This window comes from Bacillus sp. AK25 (assembly GCF_048270685.1).
GTDB classification, from domain to species: Bacteria; Bacillota; Bacilli; order Bacillales; family Bacillaceae; genus Bacillus; species Bacillus altitudinis.
In genome coordinates, this window is sequence record NZ_JBLUWC010000001.1 from 1445138 (window position 1) to 1467955 (window position 22818).

The window sequence follows — 22818 nt, forward strand, 5'->3', positions numbered from 1 at the left end:
GGAGGGTTAGACATGACAAACCACAAAGTATTTGTTGCAAAAGGTGCTGGCGGATGGGGAAAAGGATTAGAGCTTGAACCAACCGGTAAAAGAAGAAAGGTCGTTTCCATTACAGGAGGAGGCATTCACCCAGTTGCACGTAAAATTGCAGAAATGACAGGGACAGAAGCATGTGATGGCTTTAAAAATTCTATACCAGAAGATGAAATGATGTGTGTTGTCATTGACTGCGGAGGAACAGCGCGAATTGGGCTTTATCCAATGAAACGCATTCCAACTGTCGATGTGCTGGCATCCTCTCCTTCTGGACCGCTTGCAAAACACATTACAGAGGATATCTTCGTATCAGGTGTCACAGAAAAAGATATTTCCTTTGCGGAAGCATCTGATAGTGAAGGAAATGTAGAAGGTCAAGAAAGCAGCGGCCCAATTGACAAAGAGAATTTCAAAGAAACCTATTCAAAATTGAAAGAGGAAAATATCGAACGTCAAGAAAAAGGGAATTTCCTCATGAGATTCTCAAGAGGAATCGGAAAAGTAACCGGCACATTCTATCAAGCTGGTCGTGATTCTGTTGATATGCTCCTTAAAAACATTATTCCATTCATGGCCTTTGTCAGTATGTTAATTGGAATTATCAATTATACAAAAATCGGTGATCTGATTGCCCATTTCCTTTCACCTTTGGCAGGATCTTTATGGGGGCTCTTACTGCTCGTTGTTGTCTGTACCTTACCGTTCCTATCGCCTGTCTTAGGACCTGGGGCAGTCATCGCACAAGTCATCGGTGTACTGATTGGTAGTCAAATTGCACTAGGAAACATTCCGCCTCAATTTGCTCTTCCAGCACTGTTTGCGATCAACGGTCAAGTAGGGTGTGACTTTATCCCGGTTGGGCTATCACTTGGTGAAGCGAAGCCGGAAACGGTACAATATGGGGTACCAGCTGTTTTGTATAGCCGTCTCATTACAGGCGTTCTATCTGTTGTGATCGCATACGTTGCCAGCTTCGGTATGTATTAAACGTATTAAAGGAGGAATCGAGATACATGGTAACACAATCTGTCGTAAAAGAAATTGGGATCTTAGTCCCGCAGTTTAAAGAAGATAAGCTGATTGTTTTATTTGGACCAGCAGCGCCGCAGGAATTAAGAGATATGTCTGTCATTCATGAGTTTGAACACTTAGAAGAAGAGCCGCTGAAATTAGGCGGAACGATTCAAGTGGGCGACCAAACGTATACCATTACTGCTTTAGGCAATAAAGCAAATGACAACTTTAAGGAACTCGGCCATATTTCGATCTACTTCCAAGAGCCGTTTGATGATGTATTACCGGGAGCTGTCTTTGCATCCCCGCATACGTTTCCTGATATTAAAGAAGGCGTGCGAATTGAAATTTCGTAACCATGCAAAAAAGCTGTTCCTTTTAGGGAGCAGCTTTTTTGCGTTAGGTTTACTGATTGAAACATTTGCGATATGCTGTAGACGTTATTATTTGTATATTCAGAATTTTTATTCAGGGGGAAAAGATCGTGTCGCTTGACTTGAAGGATGTTTCTTTAAAACGAAATGGAAAATGGCTGCTTCGTTCTATTGACTGGCAGGTGAAAGACCAGGAACACTGGGTGCTTTATGGTTTAAATGGTGCTGGGAAAACGGCTTTATTAAATATGCTTTGCTCATATTATTTTCCAACGTCAGGTGAGATGACGGTGTTAGGCCATGTGTTTGGCAAGGAAGCGCTTGGTGAAAAACTAAGGAAGAAAATTGGTCTCATCTCTGCTGGTCTTGAAAAGAAGCTGCACAGAGATGACAATGCATTTGAAATTGTTTTGAGCGGGGCATTTGCTTCCATCGGACTTTATGAAACACCCACAGATGAGATAAGAGAGAAGGCAATTGATTTATTAAAAACATTTGGCTCATTTCAATATGCCAATCGCACGTATGAAACCCTCTCGCAAGGGGAGAAACAAAAAGTGCTGATCGCAAGAGCTTTAATGAATGATCCGAAGCTTCTAATATTAGATGAACCTGTGACAGGTCTTGATTTTTTAGCAAGAGAACAAGTTCTGGAGACGATCTCATTGATTGCATCAAAACCAGATGCGCCCACATTGCTCTATACGACCCACCATGCAGAAGAGATTCTCCCGATTTTTCAGCACACCTTATTATTAAAAGAAGGTACTGTTTTTCATAAAGGGGAGACAAAGCAGATGATGACAAGTGACTTGCTTTCTTCCTTTTTTGAATGTCCAGTCGAAGTCATGTGGCAAAACGGCCGCCCTCACTTAAGTAAATTGTAGATAAGAGAAACTATTGGTCTGCTTCCCTGCTTTTCCATCATACATATTATAGTAGAAAATGAAAGGCGGGGAAGGACAGATGATCAGTATTTCTGAATTCCAAATCAAAGATGTTGTCGATGTGTCGAGCGGAAAAAAATTAGGTACCATTGGAGACATCGATATCAATGTCACGAGCGGTAAAATACAAGCGATTATCATTGGCGGTACAGGTAAAATGATGGGATTTTTCGGAAAAGAAGAGGAAATGATTGTCCCGTGGCGAAATATAGTAAAAATTGGCGAAGATGTGATACTTGTCCGATTGTCTTCTTAAAATTCGTATAACTCCTCAATGAATCATTCAATGATCCTTAACATAAGCTCTCCATTCTCAGCAATCAATGTCTTTTTCGGGTAAAAAGATTACGTTTTCATATCAATTTGAAAAAAAACCTGTAGAAAGGGCACATTTGAGTGTAATATTTAATGAATCCCACTAACTGTCTTAGCAGGTCTTGTGGTAAAATAGGAGCGATATAAAGAGAGATGAATGAAAGGTGGGAGGCAGCTTTGATAGACAAATATGACCCCTTTCAGCAGAAATCACCTTATGCAATGCTGATCCATGATTGGACGAACATGACATGTTCTGGAAAAGAGATATTGGCCGGTTTTACGACAAAAAATGGAGGCTTTAGTCTTTCTCCATATCAATCAATGAACACTGGACTCCATGTAGGAGATGATGCTTCTAGTGTCCAAATGAATCGTCAAGTCATTGCAGATGCTACTGCTGTGCCGCTCTCTAATTGGGTGTTTGCTGACCAAACACACGAGGATCGCATCATGAAAGTCACAAAGGAACAAAAGGGAAGAGGAAGTCTTCAGTATGATGAGGCGCTCTCTAGAACAGATGGTTTATACACCTCTGAACCAAACATCATGCTCGCTCTTTGTTTCGCTGACTGTGTTCCGCTTTATTTTCTAGCGCCGCAATCTGGGCTGATTGGAACGGCTCATGCCGGCTGGAAAGGAACCGTCAAACAAATTGGCGCCAACATGGTTAATGCATGGGTTCGCCAAGAAGGCGCTGATGCCGATCATATACAAGTCGTCATTGGACCATCCATTGGCAGCTGCTGCTACATAGTAGATGATGTTGTCATAGATCAAGTGAAACAGCTTCCTTTTTCAACAGAGGATGTGTATTCCGAGATGTCACAAGGACAATACAAAATTGACTTAAAAACACTAAACAAAAACGTATTACTTCATGCAGGATTAAAAGAAGAAAACATACATGTCAGTTCGATGTGCACAAGTTGCAATGAGCAGCATTTCTTCTCACATCGGCGTGATCAAGGGAAAACAGGACGTATGATGTCTTTTGTCGGGTTTAAGGAGGCATAACTGCAATTGAATGTACGAGAGAATCTCAGACAAATAAATGAACAAATCAACGAAGCATGTAAAAGAGCAGGTAGACATCCAGACGATGTATCGGTTGTCGCTGTCACAAAATATGTCTCGATTGAACGAGCATTAGAAGCAAAGGATGCCGGAATTTTGCACTTTGGTGAAAATCGTGACCAAGGGTTACTTGAAAAACAGGCAGCCATAACCGATGAAAACATTAGCTGGCACTTCATCGGCAGTTTACAGACGCGAAAAGTGAAATCTGTCATTCAGACCATTGATTACTTACATTCGCTCGACAGAATGTCCCTTGCGAATGAAATTGAAAAAAGAGCGGATCACACGGTTCGCTGTTTTGTACAGGTGAACACATCACTTGAGGAGTCAAAACACGGCTTACAAAGCGAAGACGTGATTCCATTTGTCAAACAGCTGGCTGATTTCAAACATATTGAAATTGCTGGACTCATGACGATGGCTCCATTTACAGATGATCATACTGTGATACGAAACTGTTTTAAAACATTAAAAAGCCTTCAACAAGAGGTAAAACAACTGAACCAAGTAAATGCACCTTGTCAGCATTTATCGATGGGTATGTCAAACGATTTTGAAATCGCAATTGAAGAAGGTGCGACATTTGTTCGGATTGGCTCTTCACTTGTTGGAAATGAAACAGGAGGTGCGTGACATGAGCATAAAAAATAAGTTTAAAAGCTTCTTCACACTCGATGATGAAGAGTATGAGTACGAATATATTGATGAAGAAAGAGAACCAGCACAAGAAGAAAAACACACAAAAGATAAAGCGGCATTTCAAGAGCGTCCTCAGGCAGGAAAACAAAATGTCGTCAGCTTGCAAAGCGTGCAAAAATCCTCTAAAGTGGTGTTAAGTGAGCCGCGTGTTTATGCAGAGGCTCAGGAGATTGCAGACCATATTAAAAATCGGCGTGCAGTCGTCGTCAATTTGCAGCGCATTCAGCACGATCAAGCAAAGCGAATCATCGACTTCTTAAGCGGAACGGTTTATGCAATCGGTGGAGACATTCAGCGTATTGGCTCGAATATATTCCTCTGCACTCCTGATAATGTGGATGTATCTGGCACAATATCAGAGCTATTGACAGAGGAAGAACCTCAGAGGTGGTAAATCATAGTTATTCTAAATTTCATTTTTAATATTTTGGGTACGGTCTTAACGATTTACTCATTCGCGATCATTATTTACATCTTTATGTCATGGGTGCCATCTGCAAGAGAAACATCGATTGGCCGCTTCTTGACAAACATTTGCGAACCGTATTTAGAACCATTCCGTAAAATTATTCCGCCAATTGGCATGATTGACATCTCGCCGATTGTGGCATTGCTTGTGATTCGTTTCGCATCATCGTATGGACTACATGGTCTTTATAATATGATTGTACGATTCATGTAAACAGGCTGCCGGGCTTGGCATCTGCCAGGCTCTTTTACATAAAAGGGGAACAAAATGAGCGATATTTATCAACATTTTAGAAAAGACGAACAGCCATTTGTCGACCGAGTATTAGGCTGGAAAAACATCGCGCTCGATCAATATCGAATGAAATTAACAGACTTTCTTGATCCGCGTGAGCAGTTTATTACCCAGTCCGTGATTCAGCATTCTGATGAACTGGGTCTCATGTTTTTTGGCGGGTATGAGGAAGCAGAGCGGAAAAGAGCTTTGATCTATCCTGACTATTTAGCACCGACCATACAGGATTTTGAACTGACTTATTTTCAGGTGAACTATGCGAAAAAGTTTATTTCTATAGAACACCCCAACCTTCTCGGTTCGCTCATTGGGACAGGCCTGAAGCGTCAAAAATTCGGTGATTTGTTGTTTTCAGAGGACAACGTGCAATTTATTTGTACAAGCGATGTTGCCGATTTTGTTCGGGCTCAGCTGACGCATGTCGGCAGAGCATCTGTTTCATTAGAGGAAATTAGCAAGGCAGATCTTCAGCCAGTCATCAGCAAAACCGATATCAAAGAAGATACGATTTCTTCACTGCGGCTTGACGCTGTATGTGCTGCTGTCAGCCGTCAGTCTCGGCAAAAAGCACAGCTTTTGGTCAAAAATGGTCTTGTCAAAGTCAACTGGAAAGTCACTGAAGACCCTTCCTTTACAATTGGTGAAGGTGATCAGATCTCTGTCAGGGGATTTGGCCGCTTTAGCTTAAAAACAATTGATGGGAAGACGAAAAAAGATAAATTCAAAGTAACATTTGAGCTTCTGACATAACGAATTTGAATCTGGAGGTGGCAAGATTGCCATTAACACCTAATGATATTCATAATAAAACGTTCACAAAAAGTTTTCGCGGCTATGACGAAGATGAAGTAAATGAGTTTTTAAGCCAAGTGCGTAAAGATTACGAGATCGTACTTCGCAAAAAGAATGAGCTTGAAGACAAAGTCAACGAGCTTGATGAAAGACTAGGCCATTTTGCAACAATTGAAGAAACATTAAACAAATCCATTCTTGTGGCGCAAGAAGCAGCAGAAGACGTGAAGCGTCATTCTGATAAAGAAGCGAAATTGATCATTCGTGAAGCTGAGAAAAATGCAGACCGTATTATCAACGAAGCGTTATCAAAATCAAGAAAGATTGCAATGGAAATCGAAGAGCTCAAGAAACAGTCGAAAGTCTTTAGAACTCGTTTCCAAATGCTCATCGAAGCTCAGCTTGATCTACTGAAAAATGATGATTGGGATCATTTGCTGGAATATGAAGTTGACGCTGTCTTTGACGAAAAAGAATAAGCGCATCACCTTGACATGACGTGCTCATGTTGCATATAATACCATCATAAATTAACAAGAGATAAACGTTTGAAAGGGACACTCGCAGCGGTTACATGCGTAATAAAGCGAATCAGGGATGGTGGAAGCCTGACATTACGAAACGCTGCAATGAGATCACCCCTTTAGTTCCTTTTCTGAAATGAATGAGTAAGAAAAGGCGTCAGATCACGTTACGATTTTAGAGTGGATAAGCGGCAATTTCAAAGCGCTTGTCTAAAAGGGTGGTACCGCGAGACAAGCCTTCTCGTCCCTTATGGGATGAGAGGGCTTTTTTTATTGTTTTTTAATACGAATTTGCATGTGGAGGAATAGGTATGAACTACAAAGACACCTTATTAATGCCAAAAACAGAATTCCCGATGAGAGGGAACTTGCCGAACAAAGAGCCTGAAATCCAAGAGGAGTGGGCAGAAAAAGACATCTATCAAATGGTTTTAGAGCGGACAAAAGGACGCCCGACCTTTATTTTGCATGATGGACCTCCATATGCGAATGGTGACATTCATATGGGGCACGCACTCAATAAAATCCTCAAAGATTTTATTGTCCGTTTTAAATCAATGAATGGATTCCATGCACCGTACGTACCGGGCTGGGATACACATGGCTTACCGATTGAAACAGCCCTTACGAAAAATAAAAAAGTCAAACGCAAAGAAATGTCGACAGCAGAATTCCGTAAACTATGTGAGGAGTATGCTTGGAAACAAATCGAAGGTCAGCGCAATCAGTTTAAACGTTTGGGCGTAAGAGCAGACTGGGACAATCCATATGTGACGTTGAAGCCCGAATATGAAGCGCAGCAAATTCTTGTCTTTGGTGAAATGGCGAAAAGAGGCTATATTTACAAAGGTCTTAAGCCTGTTAACTGGTCTCCATCAAGTGAATCAGCACTTGCTGAAGCAGAAATTGAATACAAGGACAAACGTTCACCATCGATTTACGTATCATTTAAAGTGAAAGATGGCAAAGGCGTACTTGAAAACGGCGAGCAGTTCATCATCTGGACAACAACACCTTGGACACTTCCTGCAAACCTTGGCATTTGTGTACATCCAAACCTAGAGTACAGTGTGCTTCAAGTGGGTGCTGAGCGATATGTCATCGCATCTGAGCTAGTTGAACAAGTGGCAAAAACACTTGGATTTGAAGAGTACGAAGTTGTGAAAACCTTAAAAGGTAAAGAATTAGATAAGGTCGTTGCAGCACATCCAATTTACGATAGAGATTCTCTTGTGATGCTTGGCGATCACGTCACAACAGATGCAGGAACAGGCTGTGTTCACACAGCGCCAGGTCACGGGGAAGATGACTTTATCGTAAGTATGAAGTACGGTCTTGATGTGTTATGTCCAGTAGATGAAAAAGGTGTGATGACAGAAGAAGCACCTGGTTTTGAAGGGCTATTCTACGAGGATGCCAATAAAGCCATCACAGAACAGCTTGAAGCAAAAGGCGCATTGAAAAAGCTCGACTTTATCACGCACTCCTATCCGCATGACTGGAGAACGAAAAAACCAACAATTTATCGTGCAACTGCTCAGTGGTTTGCTTCCATTAAAGATTTCAGAGAAGCACTATTAGATAATATTAAAGAAACGAAATGGGTTCCAGCTTGGGGCGAAACGCGCCTGTTCAATATGGTGCGTGACAGAGGTGACTGGTGCATTTCAAGACAGCGTGTATGGGGCGTTCCAATCCCAGTCTTCTATGCTGAAAATGGTGAGCCAATCATCACAGATGAAACGATTCAGCACGTCTCTCAATTATTTAGAGAACATGGCTCGAATATTTGGTTTGAAAAAGAAGCAAAAGAATTATTGCCTGAAGGCTTTACACATCCAGGCAGCCCGAACGGTGAATTTACAAAAGAGCAAGATATCATGGATGTATGGTTTGATTCTGGTTCTTCTCACCAAGCGGTATTAGAAGAACGAGATGACCTGGTTCGTCCGGCAGACCTTTACCTTGAAGGTTCTGATCAATATCGCGGCTGGTTTAACTCATCTTTATCTACAGCAGTTGCTGTCACTGGAAAAGCGCCATATAAAGGTGTTCTCAGCCATGGCTTTACGCTTGATAAAGAAGGACGCAAGATGAGTAAATCATTAGGCAATACGATCGATCCGACGAAAGTGGCGAAGCAGCTTGGTGCGGAGATTCTTAGACTTTGGGTATCTTCTGTCAACTATCAAGCCGATCATCCTGTGTCTGATGACATTTTAAAACAAGTCGCAGAAGTTTATCGTAAAATCCGTAACACGTTCCGCTTCTTGCATGGTAACCTGTTTGACTTTGATCCAGCAGTCAATGCAGTACCGGTCGAAGAGCTTCGCGAAGTGGATCAATATATCTTAATCAAATTAAACAAATTGATTGATAAAGTGAAAAAAGCTTATGATGATTACGAATTTGCGGTTGTCTATCATGCCATCCACAACTTCTGTACGATTGAGCTTAGCTCTTTCTATCTCGATTTTGCAAAAGATGTGGTATACATTGAGCATGCGGATCATCCAGACCGCCGCAGCATGCAAACGGTTTTCTATGAAACATTAATGGCGTTAGTGAAGCTGACAGCACCAATTCTTCCGCATACAGCAGATGAATTGTGGAGCCACTTAAGCTTTGTTGAAGAGCCAAGTGTTCAGTTAACAGATATGCCAGAAGGTGTAGCTGTTCCTCAAGCAGAAGCGACAGAAGTGAAGTTTGACCGCTTTATGGAAGTACGTGACGATGTGCTAAAAGCACTGGAAATTGCGCGTAATGAGAAAGTCATCGGCCGTTCACTTGAAGCAAGTGTGATCCTTTATGCAACAGAGGAAGTGAAAAATCTTCTTGCATCCATTAAAGAAGATGTGAAGCAGCTCTTTATCATTTCTGAATTAACAGTAGAAGATGAGAAGCATGCAGACGCATCAGCGCCTGAATACACATCAGGACGAATTGTTGTTCAAAAAGCAGAAGGAGAACTGTGCGAACGTTCCCGCATTATTTCAAAAGATGTTGGCGCAAATCCAAAATACCCAACATTGTCGCTTAAAAATGCTGAAATCGTGGAGAAATATTACCAGAATTAACAGCGCGATATCACCAACTAGCGCCCCGCATAAAGCGGGGCGTTTTTGATATAGAGAAAATGACAGCGTTTAGAACGAAAGGAAAAATCTTATGGCTTTAAAGTGAACAGGCGGGGCAACAATATGATTATCACGACAGGGCAGGAGTTGAAACAGCGACATGAATGGCGATCTAGAGACGATTTACATGGAACTCCTTCAAATGAGAGAAGAACTGCAATCGAAACTGTTTGAATATGCATCATTGTGTTCACCCGCTGAACATGTCACTTTCGATCAAGCAAAAACGACCACGCTTCTTTATCACATCAAAGAAGAACTGCAAGATGTTTCGCTCGCGATTGCAAAAATTGAACAAGGAACTTATGGCATATGTGAGGCGACAGGGCATACAATGCCCATTGAACAAATGAGTATTCTTCCGACAGCTCGTACGACTGACGACTTTTTATATCATAAGCAATACGAGAAAAAAGCATTCACCCCTTATCCTCACGAATCAAATGATTCTCATTTTGAAGCCTTCCACATGTAGGGAGGTTTTTGTCTGTCAACTAAAGTTTCTTTACTCCATCCTGTTTTCTTGATAAAATGCTTAAAGACCAAAGTATGAAGATGGAGGAACGTGTGTGTTCTATTACATAATCGCATTCGTGATAATTTGTTTAGATCAATTAACAAAATGGCTCATTGTCAAACATATGATGCTCGGTGATTCTATTCCTGTGATTGATGGCTTCTTTTACATCACATCCCACCGAAATTCAGGAGCCGCATGGGGGATTCTCCAAGGACAAATGTGGTTTTTCTATGTGATCACACTCGTTGTTATTGCAGGAATTGTTTATTATTTGCAAAAACATGGACAAAAGGACAAGCTACTTGGTGTAGCGCTTGCCTTAATGCTTGGCGGAGCGATTGGAAACTTTATTGACCGTATTTTCCGTCAAGAAGTGGTTGATTTTGCTCATTTCGTATTTGGGGATTATCATTATCCAATCTTTAATATCGCAGATTCCTCTCTATGTGTGGGGGTCATTCTGCTCTTTATTCAAATGCTGTTAGATGGAAAGAAAAATAAGGAGTCAACTACATGAATCAAGTAAACATTGCCGTTTCAGAAGAACAAACAAGTGAACGGCTTGATAAATTTTTAAGCACAACTGAACCAGAATGGTCAAGAACCCAAGTCCAGCAGTGGGTGAAAGATGGGCTCATCGAAGTAAATGGAAAACAAGTGAAGGCCAATTATAAAGTACAAGCTGGAGATCAAATCAAAGTAGAGATTCCAGATCCAGAAGCACTAGATGTAGAAGCGGAATCAATGGATCTTGATATTTATTATGAGGATGAAGATGTACTAGTGGTCAATAAGCCAAGAGGAATGGTCGTTCATCCAGCACCAGGACATGTGACAGGTACTCTTGTCAATGGCCTCATGGCTCATTGCAATGATTTGTCAGGCATTAATGGTGTCATGCGCCCTGGAATTGTCCACCGAATTGATAAAGATACGTCAGGGCTTTTAATGGTCGCAAAAAATGATATGGCGCATGAATCACTCGTCAATCAGCTGGTGGCGAAAACGGTCACTAGAAAATACACAGCCGTTGTTCATGGCATCATTCAGCATGATACTGGAACGATTGATGCACCAATTGGTCGAGACAAAAAAGATCGCCAAAGTATGACGGTCACAAAAGAAAATGCAAAGCAGGCAGTCACTCATTTTGATGTGATGGAGCGCTTTAAAGACTTTACCGTTGTAGAATGCCGCCTTGAAACAGGAAGAACCCACCAAATTCGTGTTCATATGAAATACATTGGCTATCCGCTTGCCGGAGATCCAAAATATGGCCCGAGAAAAACTGTTGATTTCAATGGACAACTGCTGCATGCAGGCGTGTTAGGATTTGATCACCCTAGAACAGGAGAATATATGGAGTTTACAGCTCCAATTCCAGCTGATATGCGAGGCTTTATCGATTCATTAAGAAATAACGATTGACAGGCCGTTCTTTTTTTGAAATAATAAACGAAGAAATTGAGATTCTTTAAAACAGTCCAGAGAGGCTGAGAAGGATAACGGATCAATTTGTGCACGAGTATGCACAAATGAGCGCCCCTCTCTGCCCTTTGCAGAAGGGGCTTTTTATTTGTCAAAAAGAGGTGTAAAAGATGGAACAAAAAGCAGTCATTCTTGATGAACAAGCGATAAGACGAGCGCTTACCCGTATTGCACATGAAATGATTGAGCGCAACAAAGGGATGAAGGATGTCATCCTGGCCGGGATCAAGACAAGAGGCATTCATCTTGCAAAGCGCCTTGCAGAGCGCATCGAACAAATTGAAGGAAACCCAGTGACGGTGGGTGAACTGGATATTACGCTATACCGTGATGACCTGACAAAAAAGACAGAGAACCAAGACCCGCTTGTCAAGGGTGCAGACATCCCAGCTGACATTAATGACAAAACACTGATTGTCGTAGATGATGTTTTGTTCACAGGTAGAACCGTGAGAGCGGCTATGGATGCGCTTGTGGATGTAGGAAGACCATCTTCCATTCAGCTAGCTGTTCTAGTCGACCGGGGACACCGGGAGCTGCCGATTCGAGCGGATTATATCGGGAAAAACATCCCGACATCAAAAGCAGAGACAGTCATGGTTCAGCTCAATGAAGTAGATCAAAACGACCTTGTCGCTATATATGAAAAATAACCTTTTTAAATGCATTCCAGAGAGTTTGCAAAGAGGGCATTAACAAGAGACACCGAGCACACGGCTAAAGTGACGTGTACGGTTTTTCTAGGCCTCTTTGCGCATACTCGCAAAGAGGCTTTTTTAATGAAAAAGGACACATCTAGGAGGAAAATCATGAGTCAGCAAAAAGCCAATTTAGGCATTCGAGATATCCCAAAACCGTTCACATGGCTGTCACTCAGCCTGCAGCACTTGTTTGCCATGTTTGGTGCAACCATTCTTGTACCAAAGATCATTGAGATGAGCCCAGCCGTCGCGCTCATCTCAAGCGGGGTTGGAACCATTGTGTACTTAATCATCACAAGAGGGCAGATTCCGGCGTATCTTGGATCGTCCTTTGCCTTTATCGCCCCTATCTTGAATGTAAAAGCCACTGGCGGTCCTGGAGCTGCAATGGTAGGTGCCTTTATGGCGGGTGTGGCTTATGCACTCATCGCATTATTTATCAAATGGCTCGGCACAGGCTGGCTAATGAAGCTTCTGCCTTCTGTCGTTGTAGGACCCGTCATTATGGTTATCGGACTCGGACTCGCTGGAACAGCTGTTAACATGGCGATGTACGTGGATCCGAATGCAAAGGAGCTTGTCTACAGCCTTAAGCACTTAATGGTTGCAGGCTTCACGCTCGCAGTCACCATTATCAGTATGATCTTCCTAAGAGGATTCCTTAGCTTGATTCCAGTCTTAATCGGCATTATCAGCGGCTACCTCTTTGCCTTAACACAAGGCATTGTGAACTTCCAGCCGGTCATTGATGCAAAATGGTTTGCTGTTCCAGACTTTGTTGTACCATTTGTCGACTATACACCTGCTGTGACTTTAAGCATTCTCACAGTGATGGTGCCGGTTGCCTTTGTGACCATGTCTGAGCACATCGGCCATCAAGTCGTGTTAAGTAAGGTGGTCGGGCAGGATTTTATTAAAAAACCAGGTCTTCACCGCTCCATTTTAGGAGACAGTGCGGCGACAATCTTCGCTTCACTCATCGGCGGACCTCCAACAACGACTTATGGAGAGAACATTGGTGTCCTTGCCATCACAAGAGTGTTCAGTATCTTCGTCATCGGCGGAGCAGCGGTGTTTGCGATCTGCTTCGGCTTTGTTGGGAAAATTTCAGCATTAATCAGTACAGTACCATCCGCGGTTATGGGGGGCGTTTCGTTCCTGCTCTTTGGAATCATAGCCTCAAGCGGACTGCGAATCCTGATTGATCATAAAGTGAATTTTGAAGAAAAGCGCAATCTCATTATCGCATCAGTCATCTTAGTCATTGGTATTGGCGGGGCATTCATTGAGGTGAAACAAATCAATCTGACGCTGTCAGGAATGGCACTCGCTGCTATTACTGGCGTCCTGCTAAACCTGATTCTGCCGCATCAAAAGGCAGAAGATGATGAGTCAAATGAATCGAATACCGAAAACCTTTTAAAAGAAGTCCAGTGAGGCTGACAAGGGTTCTAAACGGAGCAGAACGTGCGAAAGCACCCCTGCTTCTTTTGGAGAACCCTAAGCTGCCGAGGCTTAGGGTTTTTTTGAACCTGAAAGTGATGAAAAACTAGAGGGGGCAGAAAAAATGAATGATTTATCGACAATGAGCAGCTTGTCAAAGGAAGAAATTTTACAGCTGATTGAAGAAGCATGTGCATTGAAAAAAGGGAAACAGGAACATGGTTTAGCAGGTGAATTTGTAGCGAACCTCTTCTTTGAACCAAGTACAAGAACGCGTTTTAGCTTTGAGGTGGCAGAGAAAAAACTTGGAATGAATGTGCTGAACCTAGACGCAGCAAGTACCTCTGTTCAAAAGGGAGAGACCCTTTACGATACAGTGAAAACACTTGAATCCATCGGAGTAAAGGCATGTGTCATCAGAGACAGTACAGACGAATATTACAAAGAGCTGATTGGGAAGGTCGGGATTCCAATCATTAATGCGGGAGATGGCTGCGGACAGCACCCTACACAATCATTGCTGGATTTGATGACGATCTTTGAAGAGTTTGGCGGTTTTGAAGGCTTAACGATCTCGATTCATGGTGATATCAAACATAGCAGGGTGGCAAGGTCCAATGCTGAAGTCCTCGCAAGACTAGGAGCGACAGTGCTCTTTTCAGGACCAGCTTCCTTCCAAGATGAACAAAATCCTCATGGAACGTATGTCGAGGTGGACGAAGCCATGAAGCGGTCTGACGTGGTGATGCTGCTGAGAATTCAGCATGAAAGACACTCAGAAAAGATGGGCAACGAGGGTTACTTATCGACTTATGGATTAACAGTAGACAGGGCAAGCAAAATGAAAGAAAGAGCGATTATTATGCATCCAGCACCAGTAAATAGAGGTGTTGAAATAGATGATTCATTAGTAGAGTCAAAGCAGTCAAGGATTTTTAAACAAATGGAAAATGGTGTGTATATCCGAATGGCTGTGTTAAAAAGAGCTTTTCAAAATAGCAGACTACATCAAAAAGGGAGAGATTCTGTCTATGTCATATCTCATTAAAAACGGTTTTATCTTAACAAGCACAGGGGAAAGAGTGCAGCAGGATATTAGGGTAGAAGGAAAAGTGATTCAAGCAATGGGTCATTTAGAAAGAGAAGACGGAGAAGAAGTCATTGATGCAGCAGGGCTATTTGTATCACCAGGTTTGATTGATCTGCATGTGCATTTAAGAGAGCCAGGCGGCGAGAAAAAAGAAACCATTGAAACAGGTTCTAAGGCAGCAGCAAGAGGCGGGTATACGACCATTGCAGCGATGCCGAATACACGGCCAGTTCCAGATACAAAAGAACAAATGGAATGGCTGATGAATCGAATCAAAGAGACCTCATCTGTAAGAGTACTGCCATACGCTTCGATCACGACGAGACAAATTGGCGAAGAGATGACAGACTTTGCAGCGTTAAAAGAAGCGGGCGCATTTGCCTTTACGGATGACGGTGTTGGTATTCAAACCGCAGGCATGATGTACGAAGCAATGAAAAAGGCAGCAAGCCTTGATCAAGCCATAGTGGCGCACTGTGAAGATAACTCACTCATTTATGGAGGATGCGTTCATGAAGGAGACTTTTCAAAAGCAAATGGGTTAAACGGGATACCGTCAATTTGTGAATCGGTGCATATTGCAAGAGATGTCCTCTTAGCAGAAGCAGCGAATTGTCATTATCATGTATGTCATATCAGTACAAAGGAATCCGTCCGAGTGGTACGCGATGCAAAAAAAGCAGGCATTCGTGTGACAGCTGAGGTCTCGCCACATCACCTTCTCTTGTGTGATGCAGACATTCCAGGTCTTGACACAAACTATAAAATGAATCCGCCGCTCAGAGGAGCAGAAGATCGCGAGGCGCTGATCGAGGGGCTTTTAGATGGCACGATTGATTTTATCGCCACAGACCATGCACCGCATACAGAAGAAGAAAAGAACGAAACGATGCAGAGGGCACCTTTTGGGATTGTCGGACTTGAAACAGCGTTCCCGCTTCTGTACACACGTTTTGTGAAAACAGGGGAATGGACATTAAAAGAACTTGTTGATTATATGACCATCAAACCAGCAGAAGCCTTTGCTCTTCCATACGGAAAGCTGGAAGAAGGTCAAATTGCTGATATCACACTGATTGATTTAAACAAAGAAATGGCAATTGACAAAAAAAGCTTCTTATCTAAAGGACAAAATACACCGTTTGACAAATTGACTGTATCAGGATGGCCGGTCATGACACTTGCATCTGGGAAAGTCGTTTATGAAGAGGGGAGACTAGTAAAATGAAGAGACGCTTAGTGCTAGAAAACGGAACAGTATTCGAAGGAACAGGCTTTGGCAGCTTAGAACCGTCAGTCGGAGAAGTCGTCTTTAACACAGGGATGACAGGCTATCAAGAAATTTTGTCTGACCCGTCGTACTGCGGACAAATTGTCACACTCACTTACCCGCTGATCGGCAACTACGGCATTAACCGTGATGATTTTGAATCGATCACACCGTTTGTGAAAGGGCTGATCGTGAAAGAGCTTTGTGAAAAGCCTTCAAACTGGCGCTCTTCATACTCACTTGATGAGTATTTAAAAATGAAAAATATCCCGGGTCTTAGCGGCATTGATACACGCAAGCTCACGCGCATGATTCGAAGTGCAGGTACATTAAGAGGAGCTTTTGCAGGACCGGATGAACAAGTAGAAGACGTTGTAAGCCGTCTTCAAACAATGCAGCTACCAACAGATCAAGTAAGCCAAGTATCTGTGAAAAATGCGTATCCAAGTCCAGGAAGAGGCAAAAGAATTGTGCTTGTCGATTTCGGCATGAAGCATGGCATTTTGCGCGAACTCAATAAGCGAGATTGTGATGTCATTGTGGTGCCATACAATATCACGGCAGATGAAGTATTACAGTTAAAACCAGACGGCATCATGCTTTCAAACGGGCCTGGGGATCCAGTCGATGTGCCAGAAGCGGTTGAAATGATTCAGCAGTTGATTGGAAAGGTACCACTCTTTGGTATCTGCCTAGGACACCAATTATTCGCGCTTGCGTGCGGCGCAAGTACAGAAAAAATGAAATTTGGGCATAGAGGGTCCAATCATCCAGTCAAAGAACTAGCAACTGGCAAGGTAACTCTGACGTCTCAAAACCACGGTTACACGGTTAGCGCCATTAATGAAGACGTGCTTGAAGTCACACATATTGCGCTAAATGACAACACCATTGAAGGATTAAAACATAAAGAAGCACCAGCATTCACTGTCCAGTATCACCCAGAAGCATCACCGGGTCCAGAAGATGCGAACTACTTATTTGACGAGTTCATGGACATGATTCATACAACTGAGAAAGAAGGGGAAGAAGTATGCCAAAACGCGTAGATATCAAAAAGATTTTAGTGATCGGTTCAGGTCCAATCATCATCGGTCAGGCAGCGGAGTTTGACTATGCAGGCACACAGGCTTGCTTAGCGCTAAAAGAAGAGGGCTATGAAGTCGTTCTTGTGAACTCTAACCCTGCGACGATCATGACGGATACAGAAATGGCCGATAAGGTATACATCGAACCACTGACACCAGAATTTTTAACACGAATCATTCGAAAAGAACGTCCTGATGCGATTCTGCCAACACTTGGCGGACAAACTGGATTGAATCTTGCTGTTGAATTATCAGATCTTGGTGTACTCGCTGAATGCGGTGTTGAAGTACTAGGCACAAAGCTGTCAGCTATTCAAAAAGCAGAGGACAGAGATTTATTCCGTAATCTAATGAATGAATTAAATGAACCTGTACCAGAAAGTGAAATTATCCATAACCTTGAAGAAGCGATGGCATTCACAGATCAAATCGGTTTCCCGGTCATTGTTAGACCAGCCTATACACTAGGCGGCACAGGCGGCGGAATTTGTACAAATGAGCAAGAATTAAAAGAAATCGTCGAGAATGGACTGAAATTAAGTCCGGTGACACAATGTTTGCTTGAAAAAAGTATCGCAGGTTTTAAAGAAATTGAATATGAGGTCATGCGTGACAGCGGAGATCATGCCATTGTGGTTTGTAACATGGAAAACTTTGATCCTGTTGGCATCCACACAGGTGACAGTATCGTTGTGGCACCAAGTCAAACGCTAAGTGATCGTGAATATCAGCTGCTTCGTAATGTGTCACTCAAGTTGATTCGTGCACTTGGCATTGAAGGCGGATGTAACGTACAGCTGGCGATTGATCCAGACAGCTTCCAATACTATATTATCGAAGTAAACCCGCGCGTGAGCCGTTCTTCTGCTCTTGCGTCTAAAGCAACTGGATATCCAATTGCAAAACTTGCAGCGAAAATCGCAGTTGGCCTAACACTTGATGAAATGATGAACCCAGTCACAGGTAAAACATATGCAGCGTTCGAGCCAGCACTCGACTATATCGTTTCAAAAATCCCGCGCTGGCCGTTTGATAAGTTTGAATCTGCCAACAGACGACTTGGAACACAAATGAAAGCAACGGGTGAAGTCATGGCGATTGGCCGCACATTAGAAGAGTCTCTTTTAAAGGCTGTTCGTTCACTTGAAGCGGATGTGCATCACATTGAATTAAAAGACGAAGCGGACATTACAAACGAAGTGCTTGAAAAGCGGATTATCAAAGCAGGAGATGAGCGTCTGTTTTATATCGCTGAGGCGCTAAGAAGAGGCTATACCGTCGAACAGATTCATGAATTCTCGAAAATTGATTACTTCTTCCTTCATAAGCTGGAAGGCATCATCGCATTTGAAAAGACACTAAAAGAAAACAAAGGCAATGTAGACGTTTTAAAAGAAGCAAAAGAAAAAGGTTTCTCAGATATTTATATTAGCCGCGAATGGAATATGAATGAGGCAGATGTCTATAACCTAAGAACAGAAGCAGGCATCGTTCCTGTGTATAAGATGGTGGACACATGTGCGGCAGAATTTGAATCAGAAACACCATATTTCTACAGCACATATGAAGATGAAAATGAATCCGAACGAACAGATAAGAAAAGTGTCATCGTGCTAGGCTCAGGTCCAATCAGAATCGGACAAGGAGTAGAATTCGATTATGCGACCGTTCATTCAGTGTGGGCAATCAAACAAGCAGGCTATGAAGCCATTATTATTAACAACAACCCTGAAACCGTCTCAACAGACTTTAGTATTTCAGATAAGCTCTACTTTGAACCACTCACTGTAGAAGATGTGATGCACATCATCGACCTTGAACAACCAGAAGGTGTCGTCGTTCAGTTTGGCGGACAAACAGCGATTAACTTAGCAGATGAATTATCAAATAGAGGGGTTCAGATACTTGGAACATCGCTTGAAGACCTTGACCGTGCGGAAAACCGTGACAAGTTTGAACAAACATTAGAAACTCTCGGCGTGCCGCAGCCAAAAGGTAAGACAGCAACGTCTGTGCCAGAGGCGGTAGCGATTGCGAATCAAATCGGTTACCCCGTGCTTGTCCGTCCTTCCTATGTATTAGGCGGCCGTGCAATGGAAATTGTGTATCAAGAAGCTGAGCTCCTTCACTACATGGAGAATGCGGTGAAAGTCAATCCGCAGCACCCAGTGCTCATTGACAAGTATTTGACAGGAAAAGAAATTGAAGTAGATGCTGTGTCTGACGGAGAAACGGTTGTCATACCAGGCATTATGGAACACATTGAAAGAGCCGGCGTTCACTCTGGAGACTCGATTGCGGTCTACCCGCCGCAAACTTTGTCTGAGGACATCAAAGCGAAAATCGCAGAATACACGATTAAACTCGCAAAAGGCCTTAACATCATTGGGCTTTTGAACATTCAATTTGTGCTATCAAAAGGTGAAGTGTATGTACTTGAAGTGAATCCGCGCTCAAGCCGGACTGTCCCATTCTTAAGTAAAATTACAGGCATTCCAATGGCGAACTTAGCTACAAAGGTTATTTTAGGAGAAAAACTGAAAAACTATGGCTACCAAGAAGGGCTTCATGTTGAGCAAGAAGGCGTATATGTGAAAGTTCCAGTCTTCTCTTTTGCAAAACTAAGAAGAGTAGATATTACACTAGGGCCTGAAATGAAATCAACAGGTGAAGTCATGGGGAAAGATGTCACAATCGAAAAAGCCCTCTACAAAGGATTGATTGCATCAGGCATTCAAATTCCAAAAGACGGAACGGTTCTCCTGACAGTGGCTGATAAAGATAAAGAAGAAGGACTTGAAATTGCAAGAAGATTCCATTCCATCGGCTATCATATTTTAGCAACAGAAGGAACAGCGAATTACTTAAAACAAGCCTCCATTCCATCAAGTGTTGTCGGCAAAATAGGAGAAGAAGGAAAGAATTTGCTGGATGTCATTCGAAATGGTGAAGCCCAATTTGTCATCAACACCTTAACAAAAGGAAAACAGCCGGCAAGAGACGGCTTTAGAATTAGACGTGAATCTGTTGAAAATGGTGTCGCTTGCTTAACGTCACTAGATACAGCAGAAGCGATTTTAAGAGTGCTAGAGAGCATGACATTTAGAGCAGATGAAATGCCAGAAGTGAAAACGAATGCTGAGGTGACAGTAACGATATGAAAAAAGCATACTTGACGGTCGTCTCAAACCGAGAGATCGCTGATCATATTTACGAAATGACATTAAAGGGTGATCTTGTTAAATCCTTTCAAACAGCTGGACAGTTTCTTCATATAAAGGTCAGTGAATCCATGACACCGCTGCTGAGAAGACCGATCAGTATTGCCAACATTCATGCCGAAAAGCAAGAGGCAACCATCATTTACCGCGCAGAGGGAGAGGGCACAAAGCTCCTTTCCCAAAAGCGTGCGGGAGAGGCAGTCGATGTGTTAGGACCGCTTGGAAACGGCTATGACCCTTCAGTCGTTCAGGCCGGACAGACCGCATTATTAGTCGGTGGAGGAATCGGTGTGCCTCCGCTATATGAACTGTCTAAGCGGTTAACGAAAAAAGGCGTCATCGTAAAACATGTTCTCGGTTTTCAATCGAAAAAGGATGTATTTTATGAGGAGAAGTTTCAAGCACTCGGAGATACGTTTATCGCAACCGTTGATGGGACATATGGTTCGAAAGGTTTCGTGACAAATGTCATTGAAGAGAATGAGCTGGACTTTGATGTCTTGCTTTCCTGTGGACCGACACCTATGTTAAAAGCACTAAAAGACTCTTATCCCGATAAGCCTGTCTATATTTCAATGGAAGAACGAATGGGCTGCGGAATCGGTGCATGCTTTGCTTGTGTCTGTCATACCGATCAGCACGAGAAACCGTACGTTAAAGTTTGTCTGGATGGACCTGTTTTTAAAGCGGAGGAGGTGGCGCTATCATGCTAAACATCGAATTACCCGGCTTATCTTTAAAAAATCCAATCATTCCTGCATCAGGCTGTTTTGGATTTGGAAAAGAATTCGCGTCATTATATGACCTTTCCTTGCTGGGCGGCATCATGATTAAAGCCACGACCCTTGAACCGAGATTTGGCAACCCGACACCGAGGGTAGCTGAGACAGGAGCCGGTATGCTGAATGCGATTGGTCTCCAAAATCCAGGTCTAAAAGGCGTGCTTGAACATGAATTACCTTGGCTTGAGCAGTTCGATACCCCTATTATTGCCAATGTTGCTGGATCACAAGTTGATGATTATGTTGAAGTAGCAAAGCAAATTAGTCAAGCAAGTAATGTTCACGCCCTTGAACTGAATATCTCGTGTCCGAATGTGAAAACAGGCGGAATTGCCTTTGGGACCGATCCAGAAATGGCGGCCACATTGACAAAAGCCGTTAAGGAAGTTTCCTCCGTTCCTGTTTATGTGAAACTGTCACCTAATGTAGCCAATATCGTTGAGATTGCTAAAGCGATTGAATCGGCTGGAGCGGATGGACTCACCATGATCAATACCTTGATTGGGATGCGTTTAGATTTAAAAACAGGCAAACCCATTCTTGCCAATAAAACAGGCGGATTATCAGGTCCTGCTGTAAAACCTGTTGCCATCCGAATGGTGCATGAGGTCAGTCAGGCCGTTTCTATTCCGATTATTGGGATGGGCGGGGTGCAAAGCGCTGAAGATGTACTTGAATTTTTACTAGCTGGCGCAAGTGCGGTAGCTGTTGGGACAGCCAATTTTGTGAACCCATTTATTTGCCCGGAAATCATTGATGAACTGCCGAATGTGTTAGCGGCTTATGGGTATTCATCTGTAGAGGAATGCATCGGAAGGAGCTGGAAACATGAAGCACTTGCCCATCATCGCGCTTGATTTTCCATCAGGACAGGAGGCGCACGCCTTTATAGATCGTTTTGAAGGCACTCCATTATTCGTAAAGGTCGGCATGGAGCTGTTTTACCAAGAAGGTCCTGCCATTATTGATGAACTGAAAGAAAAAAATTGCCGTATTTTCCTTGATCTGAAGCTTCATGACATTCCAACAACTGTGCAAAAAGCGATGAACAGGCTTGCTGCACTTGGTGTTGATTTGGTGAATGTGCATGCAGCCGGCGGGAAGAGAATGATGCAGGCGGCCGTAGAGGGGCTTGAAAGCGGAACCCCTGCCGGGCAAAATCGCCCAGGCATTATTGCAGTGACCCAGCTGACAAGCACGTCAGAAGATATGATGAAAAAAGAATTACTAATTGACCGCCCATTGCAAGAGGCTGTGCTTCATTATGGACAATTGGCATATGAAAGTGGACTTGATGGTGTGGTGTGCTCTGTTCATGAATCAAAACAGCTTCATGAACAAATCTCTCCTTCCTTTCTCACTGTGACACCAGGAATTCGCTTACCAAATGATCAAACGGATGACCAAAAGCGTGTGGCGACACCTGCCTTTGCCAAAGAGCAGGGTGTTTCACAGATTGTTGTGGGAAGATCGATCACAAAAGCCACAAACCCAGTGGAAGCTTATCAACAAATTTTGAAAGAGTGGGAGTGAC

Annotated in this window: 23 protein-coding genes; all 23 read left to right on the forward strand. The window is 42.9% G+C overall.

Annotation, left to right across the window (positions count from 1 at the left end):
* Positions 1-12: 12 nt before the first annotated feature.
* A complete protein-coding gene (locus ACNO7B_RS07470; protein ID WP_024720315.1) occupies positions 13-1023 on the forward strand; it encodes a PTS glucitol/sorbitol transporter subunit IIB in 1011 nt (336 codons plus the stop codon).
* 26 nt (positions 1024-1049) lie between these two features.
* The gene (locus ACNO7B_RS07475; RefSeq protein ID WP_007499733.1) at positions 1050-1406 is read left to right on the forward strand and encodes a PTS glucitol/sorbitol transporter subunit IIA; all 357 of its coding nucleotides are present in this window, start codon (positions 1050-1052) and stop codon (positions 1404-1406) included.
* Between the two features lie 128 nt (positions 1407-1534).
* Positions 1535-2311, forward strand: coding sequence for an ABC transporter ATP-binding protein (locus tag ACNO7B_RS07480; protein WP_017367201.1), 777 nt, complete (start codon positions 1535-1537; stop codon positions 2309-2311).
* A 79-nt stretch (positions 2312-2390) separates the two neighbouring features.
* On the forward strand, positions 2391-2627 hold the full coding sequence (locus ACNO7B_RS07485) for a YlmC/YmxH family sporulation protein (RefSeq protein ID WP_008344958.1): 237 nt from the start codon (positions 2391-2393) through the stop codon (positions 2625-2627).
* Positions 2628-2839: 212 nt separating this feature from the next.
* On the forward strand, positions 2840-3703 hold the full coding sequence (pgeF, locus tag ACNO7B_RS07490; RefSeq protein WP_007499729.1) for a peptidoglycan editing factor PgeF: 864 nt from the start codon (positions 2840-2842) through the stop codon (positions 3701-3703).
* A 6-nt stretch (positions 3704-3709) separates the two neighbouring features.
* Positions 3710-4399 (forward strand): YggS family pyridoxal phosphate-dependent enzyme, encoded by a 690-nt coding sequence (locus tag ACNO7B_RS07495; RefSeq protein ID WP_026050091.1) that lies wholly within the window; start codon positions 3710-3712, stop codon positions 4397-4399.
* A gap of 1 nt (position 4400) precedes the next feature.
* Positions 4401-4859 (forward strand): cell division protein SepF, encoded by a 459-nt coding sequence (gene sepF, locus ACNO7B_RS07500; RefSeq protein ID WP_008344951.1) that lies wholly within the window; start codon positions 4401-4403, stop codon positions 4857-4859.
* Between the two features lie 9 nt (positions 4860-4868).
* Entirely contained in the window at positions 4869-5147 is a 279-nt protein-coding gene (locus ACNO7B_RS07505; protein ID WP_374998360.1) for a YggT family protein, read from the forward strand.
* Between the two features lie 54 nt (positions 5148-5201).
* Entirely contained in the window at positions 5202-5978 is a 777-nt protein-coding gene (locus tag ACNO7B_RS07510) for an RNA-binding protein (protein WP_417901362.1), read from the forward strand.
* Positions 5979-6004: 26 nt separating this feature from the next.
* On the forward strand, positions 6005-6499 hold the full coding sequence (locus ACNO7B_RS07515; RefSeq protein ID WP_008344947.1) for a DivIVA domain-containing protein: 495 nt from the start codon (positions 6005-6007) through the stop codon (positions 6497-6499).
* A 356-nt stretch (positions 6500-6855) separates the two neighbouring features.
* Positions 6856-9621: an isoleucine--tRNA ligase gene (gene ileS, locus ACNO7B_RS07520; protein ID WP_417901363.1), complete on the forward strand. Its 2766-nt coding sequence runs from the start codon at positions 6856-6858 to the stop codon at positions 9619-9621.
* 160 nt (positions 9622-9781) lie between these two features.
* Positions 9782-10156, forward strand: coding sequence for a TraR/DksA family transcriptional regulator (locus ACNO7B_RS07525; protein WP_417901364.1), 375 nt, complete (start codon positions 9782-9784; stop codon positions 10154-10156).
* A 94-nt stretch (positions 10157-10250) separates the two neighbouring features.
* On the forward strand, positions 10251-10718 hold the full coding sequence (gene lspA / locus ACNO7B_RS07530) for a signal peptidase II (protein ID WP_008344942.1): 468 nt from the start codon (positions 10251-10253) through the stop codon (positions 10716-10718).
* On the forward strand, positions 10715-11629 hold the full coding sequence (locus ACNO7B_RS07535; protein WP_007499719.1) for an RluA family pseudouridine synthase: 915 nt from the start codon (positions 10715-10717) through the stop codon (positions 11627-11629). The genes lspA and ACNO7B_RS07535 overlap by 4 nt, the downstream gene beginning before the upstream one ends.
* A gap of 170 nt (positions 11630-11799) precedes the next feature.
* Positions 11800-12342: a bifunctional pyr operon transcriptional regulator/uracil phosphoribosyltransferase PyrR gene (pyrR, locus tag ACNO7B_RS07540; protein ID WP_007499718.1), complete on the forward strand. Its 543-nt coding sequence runs from the start codon at positions 11800-11802 to the stop codon at positions 12340-12342.
* A gap of 156 nt (positions 12343-12498) precedes the next feature.
* The gene (locus tag ACNO7B_RS07545) at positions 12499-13827 is read left to right on the forward strand and encodes a uracil-xanthine permease family protein (RefSeq protein WP_417901365.1); all 1329 of its coding nucleotides are present in this window, start codon (positions 12499-12501) and stop codon (positions 13825-13827) included.
* 130 nt (positions 13828-13957) lie between these two features.
* Positions 13958-14881, forward strand: coding sequence for an aspartate carbamoyltransferase catalytic subunit (locus ACNO7B_RS07550; RefSeq protein ID WP_017367206.1), 924 nt, complete (start codon positions 13958-13960; stop codon positions 14879-14881).
* Complete coding sequence (locus ACNO7B_RS07555; protein ID WP_035392124.1) at positions 14865-16151, forward strand: dihydroorotase; 1287 nt, start codon at positions 14865-14867, stop codon at positions 16149-16151. Before ACNO7B_RS07550 ends, ACNO7B_RS07555 begins: the two co-directional genes overlap by 17 nt.
* A complete protein-coding gene (locus tag ACNO7B_RS07560; protein ID WP_019743288.1) occupies positions 16148-17242 on the forward strand; it encodes a carbamoyl phosphate synthase small subunit in 1095 nt (364 codons plus the stop codon). The genes ACNO7B_RS07555 and ACNO7B_RS07560 overlap by 4 nt, the downstream gene beginning before the upstream one ends.
* A complete protein-coding gene (gene carB, locus ACNO7B_RS07565; RefSeq protein WP_035700695.1) occupies positions 17227-20442 on the forward strand; it encodes a carbamoyl-phosphate synthase (glutamine-hydrolyzing) large subunit in 3216 nt (1071 codons plus the stop codon). Before ACNO7B_RS07560 ends, carB begins: the two co-directional genes overlap by 16 nt.
* The gene (locus ACNO7B_RS07570; RefSeq protein WP_417901366.1) at positions 20439-21215 is read left to right on the forward strand and encodes a dihydroorotate dehydrogenase electron transfer subunit; all 777 of its coding nucleotides are present in this window, start codon (positions 20439-20441) and stop codon (positions 21213-21215) included. Before carB ends, ACNO7B_RS07570 begins: the two co-directional genes overlap by 4 nt.
* Positions 21209-22141, forward strand: a complete 933-nt coding sequence (locus ACNO7B_RS07575; RefSeq protein ID WP_017359348.1) for a dihydroorotate dehydrogenase — start codon at positions 21209-21211, stop codon at positions 22139-22141. Before ACNO7B_RS07570 ends, ACNO7B_RS07575 begins: the two co-directional genes overlap by 7 nt.
* Entirely contained in the window at positions 22113-22817 is a 705-nt protein-coding gene (gene pyrF, locus ACNO7B_RS07580) for an orotidine-5'-phosphate decarboxylase (RefSeq protein WP_417901367.1), read from the forward strand. The genes ACNO7B_RS07575 and pyrF overlap by 29 nt, the downstream gene beginning before the upstream one ends.
* Position 22818 lies beyond the last annotated feature (1 nt).